This is a genomic window from Arcobacter aquimarinus (assembly GCF_013177635.1).
Taxonomy (GTDB): Bacteria; Campylobacterota; Campylobacteria; order Campylobacterales; family Arcobacteraceae; genus Aliarcobacter; species Aliarcobacter aquimarinus.
In genome coordinates this window covers 1,749,648-1,762,681 of record NZ_CP030944.1, presented here as the reverse complement: position 1 = coordinate 1,762,681, position 13,034 = coordinate 1,749,648, and the positions used below count along the sequence as shown (strand labels likewise).

General features: G+C 26.1%; 13 protein-coding genes. 8 read left to right on the top strand and 5 right to left on the bottom strand.

What is annotated here, in order from left to right; translation table 11 throughout:
* Positions 1–18 precede the first annotated feature (18 nt).
* Positions 19–2,094, bottom strand: coding sequence for an ATP-binding protein (locus AAQM_RS08840; RefSeq protein ID WP_129095893.1), 2,076 nt, complete (start codon positions 2,092–2,094; stop codon positions 19–21).
* Positions 2,095–2,209: 115 nt separating this feature from the next.
* On the opposite strand from AAQM_RS08840, the gene ispG reads away from it, so the two are divergent.
* The 4 genes from ispG to AAQM_RS08820 all read left to right on the top strand — a co-directional run bounded on the left by ispG (position 2,210) and on the right by AAQM_RS08820 (position 6,535).
* On the top strand, positions 2,210–3,271 hold the full coding sequence (ispG, locus tag AAQM_RS08835; protein WP_129095894.1) for a flavodoxin-dependent (E)-4-hydroxy-3-methylbut-2-enyl-diphosphate synthase: 1,062 nt from the start codon (positions 2,210–2,212) through the stop codon (positions 3,269–3,271).
* Positions 3,271–4,566, top strand: coding sequence for a diguanylate cyclase (locus AAQM_RS08830; protein WP_129095895.1), 1,296 nt, complete (start codon positions 3,271–3,273; stop codon positions 4,564–4,566). The genes ispG and AAQM_RS08830 overlap by 1 nt, the downstream gene beginning before the upstream one ends.
* A 61-nt stretch (positions 4,567–4,627) precedes the next feature.
* A complete protein-coding gene (locus tag AAQM_RS08825; RefSeq protein WP_129095896.1) occupies positions 4,628–6,070 on the top strand; it encodes a replicative DNA helicase in 1,443 nt (480 codons plus the stop codon).
* Between the two features lie 69 nt (positions 6,071–6,139).
* Positions 6,140–6,535: a type II secretion system protein gene (locus tag AAQM_RS08820; RefSeq protein WP_129095897.1), complete on the top strand. Its 396-nt coding sequence runs from the start codon at positions 6,140–6,142 to the stop codon at positions 6,533–6,535.
* Between the two features lie 4 nt (positions 6,536–6,539).
* On the opposite strand, the gene AAQM_RS08815 is transcribed toward AAQM_RS08820, so the two are convergent.
* Entirely contained in the window at positions 6,540–7,343 is an 804-nt protein-coding gene (locus tag AAQM_RS08815; RefSeq protein WP_129095898.1) for a DNA ligase, read from the bottom strand.
* Positions 7,344–7,474: 131 nt separating this feature from the next.
* Between AAQM_RS08815 and AAQM_RS08810 the strand changes: the two genes are divergently transcribed.
* From AAQM_RS08810 to AAQM_RS08795, 4 genes are read left to right on the top strand one after another with little or no spacing between them, the layout of a single operon-like run.
* The gene (locus AAQM_RS08810) at positions 7,475–8,032 is read left to right on the top strand and encodes an adenine phosphoribosyltransferase (RefSeq protein ID WP_129095899.1); all 558 of its coding nucleotides are present in this window, start codon (positions 7,475–7,477) and stop codon (positions 8,030–8,032) included.
* A gap of 16 nt (positions 8,033–8,048) precedes the next feature.
* The gene (trpB, locus tag AAQM_RS08805; protein ID WP_129095900.1) at positions 8,049–9,257 is read left to right on the top strand and encodes a tryptophan synthase subunit beta; all 1,209 of its coding nucleotides are present in this window, start codon (positions 8,049–8,051) and stop codon (positions 9,255–9,257) included.
* 11 nt (positions 9,258–9,268) lie between these two features.
* Positions 9,269–9,970, top strand: a complete 702-nt coding sequence (locus AAQM_RS08800; protein WP_171920700.1) for a DedA family protein — start codon at positions 9,269–9,271, stop codon at positions 9,968–9,970.
* Positions 9,960–11,378 (top strand): leucyl aminopeptidase, encoded by a 1,419-nt coding sequence (locus AAQM_RS08795; RefSeq protein ID WP_129095901.1) that lies wholly within the window; start codon positions 9,960–9,962, stop codon positions 11,376–11,378. Before AAQM_RS08800 ends, AAQM_RS08795 begins: the two co-directional genes overlap by 11 nt.
* Before the next feature lie 24 nt (positions 11,379–11,402).
* On the opposite strand, the gene AAQM_RS08790 is transcribed toward AAQM_RS08795, so the two are convergent.
* Genes AAQM_RS08790 through exbB form a run of 3 tightly spaced genes read right to left on the bottom strand, consistent with a single transcriptional unit; the run spans position 11,403 to position 12,917 of the window.
* Positions 11,403–12,137 (bottom strand): energy transducer TonB, encoded by a 735-nt coding sequence (locus AAQM_RS08790; RefSeq protein ID WP_129095902.1) that lies wholly within the window; start codon positions 12,135–12,137, stop codon positions 11,403–11,405.
* On the bottom strand, positions 12,134–12,511 hold the full coding sequence (locus AAQM_RS08785) for a biopolymer transporter ExbD (RefSeq protein WP_128986784.1): 378 nt from the start codon (positions 12,509–12,511) through the stop codon (positions 12,134–12,136). Before AAQM_RS08785 ends, AAQM_RS08790 begins: the two co-directional genes overlap by 4 nt.
* The gene (gene exbB, locus AAQM_RS08780) at positions 12,492–12,917 is read right to left on the bottom strand and encodes a TonB-system energizer ExbB (protein WP_129095965.1); all 426 of its coding nucleotides are present in this window, start codon (positions 12,915–12,917) and stop codon (positions 12,492–12,494) included. The genes AAQM_RS08785 and exbB overlap by 20 nt, the downstream gene beginning before the upstream one ends.
* Between the last annotated feature and the right edge of the window lie 117 nt (positions 12,918–13,034).

Genomic DNA, 13,034 nt, shown 5'->3' with positions numbered 1-13,034 from the left:
TCTTTTCAAAATTGAAGTTTAATTAAAATCAACAATAAAACTAGTACCTGAATATTTTTTATTTTGATGTTCAAATGTAACATTTTTAACATCAATTTTATATCCTAGATTTTTTACAAAAAGTTCTTGTACAATATAAAGTCCTAATCCTACCCCAAATCCTTGGTGTTTTGTTGTAAAATAAGGTTCGAGAATTTTTGAGATTATTTGATCATCAATACCTTCTGCATTATCTCTTATTTCTAATATATTTTCTTTAAAATTAATGAAAATATATCTTTCATTTTCTGCTTTTTTATTTGTTAAAGCATAAATAGAATTGTCTAAAATATTTAAAATAGCTTGAGAAAAATCATTTCTATTACATTCTAAAATAAAATCACTACTATAATCAAAAATACATTTTATACTATTCTTTTCAAATATTGAATCAAAAAAGTTTATAGTTTCTTCTAAGGCTTCTATAAAAGAAAAACTAGATATATTTTCATCTTTATTAAAAAAATTTGTGAAGTTTTCAATAGTATTAGATAATTTTTTAGTATTTAATATAATAGATTCACAAGATTCTTTAAACTCTTTTTCTTCTAAAATATTTAATTCTTTTTTTATTTTCATTCCACTTGCAATAGTACTTATTATGCTTAAAGGTTGTCTCCATTGATGAGCTATATTTTTTAGCGTATCGGCAATTGCAGATATTTTTGATTGTTGATATAATAATCTATCTTTTTCTTTATCTTTTTTAATTTGTTCTATTTCTTGAGTTATATCTGTAAATGTAGCAATAATATGATTTTCTAAATTCATTTTTGATGTTTTTAATGAAAAATGTTTAATTTCACCATTTTTATCTTTCATTGCAACTTTAAAATTTTTATTTTTATTTTCAAGGACATATTCAGCCCAGTTTTTATTATCATAATCTTTTTCTATAACATAAAATTCATTGTTCATATCTATAAAAGCTGTACAAATACATTTATATTTATTTTTAAATTCTTGAAGATTATTTATATCAATAAAAAAGTGACACAATTGTTTATTTGCATCTATTATTTCTTCTCCATTTGTTATTACTATGATGTTTGATTGTGAATCTAAAATAGATTGTTTTTTATTCTCTTGAAATTTTATCTCTTTAATATATTTTGAATATATGAAAATTAAAAAAGAGAAAAATAGTATAATTAATGCAATAACAGAAACCATAATAATTTGTATCTTAAAAGATTTTACAATTTGTAAATCAATATCTTTTAATTTAACAAAATTTATAATATAAGCTAATTTATCATTATTTTCATCATATAAATTATAATTTGAAATTAAATATCCATTTTCTACAATATATTCAGAAATATTTACATATTTTTCAATATTATTAATTTGTATATACGAAATTAATTCTGGATTTACATTTTTATTTGCTATATAGTAATCATTTATAAAAATATTAGAGTAGGGAAATTTAATAGTATTTTTATATTTTTTATCAGTAATTACTATGGAATCCACATTGATTTGTTTTAAATCTTCCACAATTGAATTAAAATGGGTGATTATTTCTAAAGCTCCTAAAAAATTGTTTTCTTCATCATAGATTGGTGTTCTAGCTTTTAATGTAAGATTGAATAATCCTACACTTATAGAAGTAGAAATATTTTGATTTGTAAGAGTATTTTTTAAATCTTTTCTAAAAAGTAAATTATCACCTTTTTTATTTGTCCAAGAACGATATACACTGTTTCCATTTTTATCAACTATTTGAATCCATACATTCTTATATTTTGAATTTTCTCTTATTTCATTTATAAATTTAGAGTAGTCTAATTTAGAGTAATTTTCCTCTTTTATAATTTTATGTAAATTATTATTTTTTGATAAAGCTAAAGATATACTCAAAGTAGCATTTAGCTTATCTTTGATTAAATTTTCTGTTGTATTGCTTATATTTGAGTGAGTCGTATAATAAATAGAATTTAACAAATTTTCTTGTTTTTTTGAAATATAAAAATATGTTCCTAAAACAATTAAAATTGTAAGGATTAAAAATGATAATATTATTATAAATGTGCTTTTTTTTGATGACATATTAATGTATAACTTTTATGTAGATTTATTAGAAAATATTATATTAAATTAGTTCTTTTTTCTTTATTAAAAACTTTTCATTTTAAATTAATATTTATGTTGATAAAATCTCGACATGATAAAAAGATACCCAACAAAACAGATATTCGTCGGAAAAGTACCAGTTGGTGGTGATGCACCAATTCCTGTTCAATCTATGACTTTTACTAAAACATCAGATGTAAAAGCTACAGTTGAGCAAATTACAAGATTACATTTTGCTGGTGCAGATATTGTAAGAGTTGCTGTTCCTGATTTAGAAGCAGCTAATGCATTAAAAGAGATAAAATCTCAAATTGATTTACCACTTGTAGCAGATATTCATTTTAAATATAAACTAGCTTTAATCGCTGCTGAAGTTGTTGATTGTATTAGAATTAACCCTGGAAATATAGGAGATAAAAGTAGGGTAAAAGAGATTGTAAAAGCTTGTGAACAAAGAAATATTCCAATTAGAATTGGAGTAAACTCTGGAAGTTTGGAAAAACAATTTGAAGATAAATACGGTCAAACACCACAAGGTATGGTAGCTAGTGCTGAATATAATATTAAGTATTTAGAAGATTTAGGATTTACAAATTTAAAAGTTTCTTTAAAAGCTAGTGATGTTCAAAGAACAGTTGAAGCATATAGAATGTTAAGACCAAAAAATAATTATCCATTCCATCTTGGAGTTACGGAAGCTGGAACACAATTTCACTCAACTATTAAATCTTCTATTGCATTAGGTGCATTATTACTTGATGGTATTGGTGATACTTTAAGAGTTTCAATGACAGGAGAACTTGAAGAAGAGATAAAAGTTGGAAAGGCAATTTTAAAAGATGTTGGAATTGCAAAAGAGGGATTAAATATTGTTTCTTGTCCTACTTGTGGAAGAATTGAAGCTGATTTAGTGAGTGCTGTTGCCCAAATAGAAAAAAGAACAGCTCATATAAAAACACCAATGGATGTTTCAGTTATGGGATGTGTCGTGAACGCAATAGGTGAAGCAAAAAGTGCAGATGTAGCTATTGCTTTTGGAAAAGGAAGTGGACTTATAATGAAAAAAGGTGAAATTATAGAAAAACTTTCAGGAGATGCTTTAATAAATAAATTTATAGAAGAAGTTGAAATAGAAGCTCAAAAGAGAAAATAATGAAAATGGATATTTCAAATTTTCAAAAATATCTTAATAGTGAAGCAGAAGAAATAAGTTTAGAATTTTTTCAGAAATACATAATAAATATAAAAAGAATAGATGATGAAGAGACAGAAGAAATAAAAAACTTTTTCTCTTTAATCATTGAATATATTTGTAAAAGCGATATGGAAAATGCTTCTTTAGTTTGTGAAAATTTAATAAATTATAATATAGAATTATCTGTTCCTTATGTTATATTGACCCATGAATTAATAAATTTAAAAAGATTAATAATGGAAAGATTACTTCATAAAAATGCAAAAGAAGAACTTTATACTTTGTATCAACTGCATTTATATTTTGAAGATATGATTGCAAAAAAATATTTGGATAAATATGTAATAGATTTACAAAATAAAAATTCTCTTAGAATTTCAAGTCTTAGTGATATTTATGAACAAAATGTTATTTTGTATTATAAAGCACATTTGGAGTGGTTAAATTATTTATCAAAATCAATTGCTTTAAGAGATAATAAATTTTTTCCTGAAACAAATCATAATTTATGTACTTTTGGAAAATGGTTATTAGATTCTGGAAAAATAATAATACAGAATAATTCTAAATATAAAAATATTTGCAAACTTCATGAAAATTTACATTATATAGCAAAACAAATAGAAAATTATTTACTACAAAAAGGAACAAATAATCATCTTTTATTAACTTATTTAGAAAAGTGTGAAATGTTATCTTTATCTTTAGGAACAGAATTAGCTTTGATAGATAATACTTTAATAAATTCTGAAGCTTCAAAAGATCCTTTAACAGGTGCTTTAAATAGACAAAAACTTAATCAATTATATAATAATCAATTAGAAATCTCTTTTGCTACTTCAGAATCTTTTGTTCTTTGTATGTGTGATTTTGATTATTTTAAAAATATAAATGATACTTATGGGCATTTAGCTGGAGATAAAATGCTAGAGAGTTTTGTTCCTATTGCAAAAAAGAGTCTTAGAAATTCTGACATGATAATTAGGTATGGTGGAGAAGAGTTTATTTTAATACTTCCAGCTATTAAAGAAAAAAAAGCAAGAGAAATTTTAAATAAAATAAGAGAAGATTTTTCAAATTTTATCTTAGATTTTGAAAATTATAAAATATCAACAACTCTTAGTATGGGGATTTTTGAAATTAATCCTGAAATTTGTGATAAAAGTTATTTAAAAGATTTTGAAAATGCAATTTCTATTGTAGATAAAAAATTATATGAAGCAAAAAATAGTGGAAGAAATAGGGTATTTTAGTATTTATAAAGCACTAATTAACTTTTAGATACAATCGTTTCCTTAAAAAATCGGAGAATGAATGGATAGTGTTTATAGTATAAATATTGAAAGGGCTGTATTAAGTTCTATTTTATTTAACCCTGAAGAGTTAGAAGATGTTTTAGGAGTCTTAAAACCTAAAGATTTTTATCTTCCTGCTCACAAAAAAATCTTTGAAGTAATGGTAAAACTTCATAATGATGATATGCCAATTGATGAAGAGTTTATAAGAAAAAGACTTGATTCAAAAGATGTTGATGACTCTATATTACTTGAAATTCTTTCTGCAAATCCAATTACAAATACTTTAGCTTATGTACGAGAAATAAAAGATGGTGCAGTAAAAAGAGAATTAGCCTCACTTGCAACAACTATAAAAAAAGTAGCTATTGAAGAGGAAGTTAGTGCAAATGAGGCACTTGATACTATTCAAGGTGAACTTTATAAAATCTCAACAGATAGTGCAACTTCTGAATTAAAAGATATGAATACTATCACAAGTGATACTCTTTCATATATTGAAAAAATGAAAAAACTTGGAAATAAGCATCTTATTGGTGAAACAACAGGTTTTGAGGCACTAGATAGAAGAACGACTGGTTTTAACGAAGGAGATTTGATAATTATCGCTGCACGTCCAGCGATGGGAAAAACTGCACTCGTACTTAATATGGCTTTAAAAAATGTGGAAAGAGGAAGTGGAGTTATCTTTTTCTCTCTAGAGATGCCAGCAGAACAACTTATGCTTAGGATGTTAGCTGCAAAAACATCTATTCCATTACAAAATCTTAGAAAAGGTGATATGGATGATTCTCAATGGTCAAATTTAACTAAAGCATTTGATGATTTAAATTCAAAAAAACTTTTTGTTGATGATGGTGGAAGTATAAATATCAATCAACTTCGAGCAAGGGTGAGAAAATTAGCTCAAAATGAAGCAAATAATATAAGACTTGTAATCATCGATTATCTTCAACTTATGCAAGGAACAGGAAATAAAGACAGACACCAAGAGGTTTCTGATATTTCAAGAGGTTTAAAAATGCTTGCAAGGGAGATGAAAATTCCTATTATTGCTCTTTCTCAGCTAAATAGGGGACTTGAAAATAGACCAGATAAAAGACCAATGTTAAGTGATTTAAGGGAATCTGGAGCTATTGAGCAAGATGCTGATATTATCATGTTTGTTTATAGAGATGATGTTTATAAAGAAAGAGAAGAAGCAAAAAAAGAGAAAGAAGCAAAAGATAAGGGTGAAGATTATAAATCTAAGTTCATAAATAAACCAGTTGAAGAAGCAGAAGTTATTATAGGAAAACAAAGAAATGGTCCAATAGGAACAGTAAAACTTGATTTCCAAAAAGCTCTTACAAGATTTGTCGATAAAGAAAATGAAAATAGCGCTGCTCCAATAGAAGTAATTTTTGAGAATATTGCAGATATTGAAAAAGAGACAAATATAGATATTCCAGATATTTTATAAATAATAAATTATATTATTTTAAGAATTAACAAAATATAATCTTTTATATTATTATGTAAAGGATTCTTTATGAAAAATGGTTTTTCTTTGTTAGAATTGATTTTTGCAATAGTTATATTAGGAATTATTGCTTCTTTTGCTGTTCCTAAATATCTTGATGCTAAAGATAGTGCTTTAGTTTCAACTATAAAAAGAGATATAAATACTGCTATAAACTCAATTCAAAGTTATTATTTACTTAATCAAAAAATTGATAAACTTACTGATACAATGAATTTAAATAGTTCAAATTGGACAATTGAAGATTTGAAAATGAGTGATAAAAATTCTTGTTTGTCATTAGAAGTAAAAACTACAAATGGAATCAAATCTATAGAATTGATAGTTGATACAACAAAAGAAACAACTATTTGTAAAAAAATAAGAGATTCAGGATTAGTTACTAAAAGTTATGAGCTTTATTAGAAGACTATTCATTTTTTCTAATTCTTAAAAAAGAAGCAAATTTAGGTTTACCATTTTTAGTAAAGCCATAATATTTAAAAGAGACTATTTCACCAATTTTTGGTGGACTTTCTCTTTGTTTATCTGAAAAGCCTCCTCCTAGATTAAAAATAATCCCATTTTTTAATTTTAAAATTAAGCTTTTAAATTTCTTCTCTTTATTAAAATTATGTCCTATTACAGTGGCTTCATCATCAAAAAAAGTTTTTACTTTTAATAAATTATTAGTTCTTCCTTTTTCATATTCCATATTTGGATTTTTTAAGATTATTCCTTCAGCTTTTTTTTGTAATAGTTCATTTAAATATTCACTTAAATGAGTTTCATCTTTACAAATAATTTGTGGAATAACTTTTAAATATTTATTTGGTTTTTCTTTTAGGTAAGATTCAATTTTTTCTAATCTTTTTGAAAAAATTCCTTTTGTATTTGGTACTTCAAAAATATTATAAGTTATTTTTTCCCATTCTTTAGAGGGAGTTTTATCTAAAACTATATTTTGTATAGTTTCGAAATCATTTCTTTTCGTCCATAATTCTCCATCAAGCTCAAAAGGAGGAAAATCTTTAGTAAACCAAAGAGGAGCATAAAGTTTATTTCCATTTTTACTTAAAAACTCTTTTCCATTCCAATAAGCTCTGATTCCATCCAATTTTTCACTCATGTACCAATTTTTAATATTTTGTTTATTTTCTTCATAAATTTTTGCTTTTTGAATATCTAAAGCATTTAAATAAATACTAATAAAAAAAAGTAATAATAGTTTCATAAATACTCCATTAATAATATAATTTATTATATTTATAATATTCTTAAATATTTAAAACTTATCATAAAATCATAATAATTATTTGGCTAAAATAATTGACTTTTCACAAGAAAAAGATAAAAGGATGTAGTTTGGTTGAAAATAAAGTATTAAATGAAGATAGTAAAAAAATATTATTAGATACCATTAGAAGTATAAATGATTTTCCAAAACCAGGGATTGTATTTAAAGATATCACAACTTTATTGAATAATAAAGAGGCATTTAAACTTTTGATGAACCATTTAGAAGATAGATATAAATCTTATAATTTAGATTATATAGCAGGAATCGATTCTCGTGGTTTTATTTTTGGAGCGGCACTTGCTGATAGATTAGGAATAGGTTTTGTACCTGTAAGAAAAAAAGGAAAACTTCCTAGTACAACTGTGTGTGAAAAATATGAGTTAGAATATGGATTTGATGAAGTAGAACTTCACCTAGATGCTTTTAATAATCAAAAAAATGTGAATGTACTTTTAATAGATGATATTATAGTAAGTGGTGGAACAGCCTATGCAGCTGCTACTTTAATTAAAAAATTGGATGTAAATTTAGTTGAAATGTGTTTTTTAATGAATATCCAAATTTTAGAAGGTGCAAAAAAGTTAAGTAAAATTTCACCTGTTTATTCTGTATTAGAAATTTAATAAAAAGAGAAAATGAATGAGTAATTATATCCCAAAACCAAGTGTTTTTGATCCAGATGAAAAGGGTCAATTTGGTATTTTTGGAGGTCAATATGTACCTGAAACATTAATGCCAATTTTAAAAGAATTAGAAATAGAATATAAAAAATATAGATTTGATAAAGAATTCTGGGCTGAAGTTAATGCTTTACTAAAAGATTATGTAGGTCGAGAAAATCCACTATATCATGCTAAAAATATAAGTGAAGAGATTGGTGCAAAAGTATATTTAAAAAGAGAAGATTTAAATCATACCGGAGCTCATAAAGTAAACAATGTAATTGCACAAGGTTTACTTGCAAAAAAAATGGGAAAAACAAAGGTTATTGCTGAAACAGGTGCAGGACAACATGGTGTTGCAACAGCAACAATTGCTGCACTTATGGGTTTAGAATGTACTATTTTTATGGGTGCAAAAGATGTTGACAGACAAGAGTTAAATGTATTTAGAATGAAACTTTTAGGTGCAAAAGTAGTTGCGGTTGAAAGTGGAAGTAAAACATTGAAAGATGCTATGAATGATGCAATTAGATATTGGGTTACAAATGCTAGAGATACATTTTATATAATTGGAACAGTTGCAGGTCCTCATCCATATCCTATGATGGTTCGAGATTTTCAAGCTGTTATTGGTTATGAATCAAGAAAACAAATTTTAGAAAAAGAGGGAAGACTTCCTGATTATGTTGTTGCTTGTATTGGTGGTGGATCAAATGCTATTGGTATGTTTTCACATTTTTTGGAAGATAAAGAAGTTACATGTGTTGGAATTGAAGCTGGTGGATTAGGTCTTGATACTGATAAGCATGGTTGTTCTTTAGAAAAGGGAACTCCAGGTATTTTACATGGACAATGTTCATATTTACTTCAAGATGAAGATGGACAAGTAATTGAAGCTCACTCTTTTAGTGCAGGACTTGATTATCCAGGAATTGGGCCAGAACACTCTTTTCATAAAGATAATAAAACAGTTTCTTATGATTCAATTACAGATAAAGAAGCTTTAGATGCCTTTGTATGGTTGAGTCGAAAAGAAGGAATTATTCCAGCTTTTGAATCAGCACATGCAATTGCTTATTTGAAAAAAGCAAAAAAGAAATTAGAAGGAAAATTAGTTATTGTAAATTTATCAGGTCGTGGTGATAAAGATATGATACAAGCAAAGAGTTTATTAAATTTTGAATAGTAAGGAAAAAAGTGAAAGAACTTTTTAGAAAAATACAGCCTTATTCAGGGAAGATTTTTGCTGTAAGTGTTATTTTATTTTTTTCATTTTTAGCATACAATTTATATATGGCTCCGGTTGAGGGCTTTGATGAAAAATTTGTATATTTACTTAAAAAATATGGTTATATAATACTTTTTGCATGGGGAATGCTTGAAGGTGAAGCAGGTCTTGTAATGGCTGGATTACTGTCTCATACAGGAGATATGAATCTATATTTAGCTATTTTTGTAGCTGGTCTTGGAGGATTTGCTGGGGATCAGGTATATTTTTATATAGGAAGATTTAATAAAGCTTCTGTTCATAGAAAGTTTAAAGGGCAAAGAAGAAAGTTTGCATTAGCTCATCTTCTATTGAAAAAACATGGTTGGCCGATTATTTTTGTACAAAGATATATGTATGGAATGAGAACAATTATTCCTATTTCAATAGGTCTTACTAGATATGATGCAAGGATGTTTGCATTTATAAATTTAATAAGTGCTTGGTGTTGGGCTGCTATTACTATCGTTCCTGTTTGGTATTTTGGGAATGAAATTTTAGAACTTTTACATTGGGCAAAAGAACATTGGTATCTAGCTATTCCAATAGCTGTGATTTTTGGTGGAAGTATAATATATTATTTTAATAAAGCTACAAAAAAAGTAGAAAAAAGGATAAAAGATGAAAATTAATATTTTAGAGAAAAATGATAAATTAAAATCAGAAGTTGAAATTATATTTGTTAAAGAACTTGATTCTTTAACTCAAGATAAAGAGTTATTAGAAATTCTTGATTTTAAAGCAAAAGATGAAGCTTGTGTTTTATTAGCTGAATCTAAAAAAATTTATGTTGGATATGAAAAAGATAATTATGATTGTATAGCAATAGCGATAGCAACAGCAATTAAAAAACTTCAAACAACTAAATTCAAAAGTGCAAATATTGTTTTAAATCAAGAGTTAAAAGATAATTTTAAAGCTTTAGTTGAAGGTGCTATTTTAGGTGAGTACAAATTTACTGATTATAAGTCAGAAAAAGAGAAAAGAAAGATTGAATTAGACCTAATAGTTGAAGAAAAAAATAGTAGTTTAGAAAAGATTTTAAATGATTCAAAAATTATTGCTAAAGCTGTAAATAAAGCAAGAAATATGGTAAATACAGCGCCTGCTGATTTTTATCCAGAAGTTATGGCTAATATTGCTCAAGAGTTAGCAAAAGATGTGGATATTTCTTGTGAAGTTTATGGTGAAAAATATTTAGAAAAAAATAATATGATGGCAATGCATAGTGTGGGAAGAGCTTCAATTCATGAATCAAAACTAATTCATTTATCTTATAAACCTAAAAATGCAAAAGCTAAAATTGTTTTGGTTGGGAAAGGATTAACTTATGATTCAGGAGGTTTATCATTAAAACCTGCTGATTTTATGGTTACAATGAAAGCAGATAAATCAGGTGGTTGTGCTGTTCTTTCTACAATGTGGGCAATTGCTAAACTTGAACTTCCTTTTGAAGTTCATGGAATTGTAGGTGCTGTTGAAAATATGATAGGTGGAAATGCTTATAAACCTGATGATATTTTAAAAGCAAAAAATGGTAAAACAATTGAAGTAAGAAATACAGATGCTGAGGGAAGATTGGTTCTTGCTGATTGTTTATGTTATGCTCAAGATGAGATAAAAGATATTGATTATATTTTTGATTATGCAACACTTACAGGTGCTTGTGTGGTTGGTGTTGGTGAATATACAACAGGTGTTATGGGAAATAATGAAATTTTGAAAAAAGAAGCAGTAGTAAGTGCTTTAAATTCAGGTGAGTATGCAACAGCTTTAGATTTTAATAGATTTTTAAGAAAAGCTATAAAATCAGAAATAGCTGATGTTTGTAATATCGCAAATACAAGATATGGTGGAGCAATTACAGCTGGAATGTTTTTAGATAATTTTATTTATGAAGAAAATAAAAATAAATGGATTCATTTTGATATAGCTGGTCCTGCATTTGTTGAAAAAGCTTGGGGTTATAATCCTCATGGAGCAAGTGGAACAGGTGTTAGATTTACAGTTGAGTTTTTAAGAGGTTTATTAAAAGATTAAAATAATGGGAGTTTATCCCATTATTTAATTTCTAGCTATTTGATAAACGATAGGTACTGTAATTTCCCATGAATCTTTATCTAATTTCTCAGGAATTGGCTCAAACTTAGCAATTTTTTCTAAAATTTCTAAAGCTGCTTTATCAAGATTTTCAAAAGGTGAATTTTTATGAACTTTATAGTGCTTTATTTCACCATTTTTCGAAATAACAAATTTTACATGAACTTTTCCAGTTTGTTTTAATCTTTTAGCAACCTTTGGATAAACCTTATTCTTTTCTATATGAAATCTTATTTTAGATAAGTATTCTGACTCTAAATTTTCTTTTTCATTTGCGCTTAAAGTTGGTTTTGAAATTGGAAGAGTTTCTGTTTTTTCAACTACTTTTGACTCTTGAATAGGAGCAGTTATTTCTTGTATTTGTTCTACTACTTTTTCAACTGGCTTATCAATAGGTTTTTTTATAGGCTTTTTCTCTTTTTTATGATGTTTTTTTGGTTTTTCAACTTTTTTCTTAATAGGCTTAGGTGTTTCAACTACAGGCTCTACAATCGGTTCTGGTTCTACTTCTTGTACAGGTGTTGGTTTTTCCATTAATGCCACATGTTGTAAAGATATAGTTTTAACTTCATCTTGTTTTTTTTCTTCTACTATTAAAGTGTCTGCAAAAACATAAAATAAGAAAAAAGAAGCAACTAAATATATGAATGTTGTTATAAAAAACGAATTGAAATATCTGTGTTTTGTTTGTTTACTCATTTTTTTGTCACTATTGATACATTAGTGTAATGATTCTTTTTTAACATATCAAGAACCTCTACAAAAGATTCAAACTTTGTATTTTTATCTGTATTTATATGAATTGGTGTCTCTTTAGATGATTCTAATACCAATTTTTCTATATTTTCCAAAGTTTCAACTCTATCTTCAAATAGTAATTCGCCATTTTCTTGTATTACTAAAATTATTTCTTTATCAGGTTTTAATTGATCAGCATTTGAAGCATTAGGTAAAGAAATAGGAATAATCCCTCTTGTAATAAAAGTAGAAGTTAATAAAACTATTGCTAAAAGTACAAGTAATACATCAATAAATGGAATTACATTTATTGAATCATATTTCTTCAGTTTCATAATGACTCTCCAATACTTCTGCGTATCTTCCTAAAATATTATAAAATACCATAGAAATAATTGCCACTACTAAACCAACTGCAGTTGCTTTTAAAGCAAGTGCTAACGAACTCATAATTTTTGCTGCATCAATATCTCCACTTCCCATAGTCATAAAAGTAAGCATAATAGCCAACACCGTTCCAAGCAATCCAATATATGGTGAATTTGAAGCTATTGTTCCTATGATTGTTAGATGTTTTGTTAATGCAACATCAAGTTGTTTTTTGTTTTTATAATTTCTTATGTTAATTCTTTTATAAAAAATTACCCTTTCTATAAAAAACCAAACAGCTATAAAACTCATAAAAATAAGAAGTCCTATTACTCCATAATCTACCATATGCTTAAGAGTTTCAATATCCATATCGTTCATAATAAATTCCTTTTTTATTTTTATTAAGTGGGATTCTAATACAATATTGATAATAATTATCTTAATTGAAATATAAAATTAACATTTTGTTAAAAAATCATTAAAAAT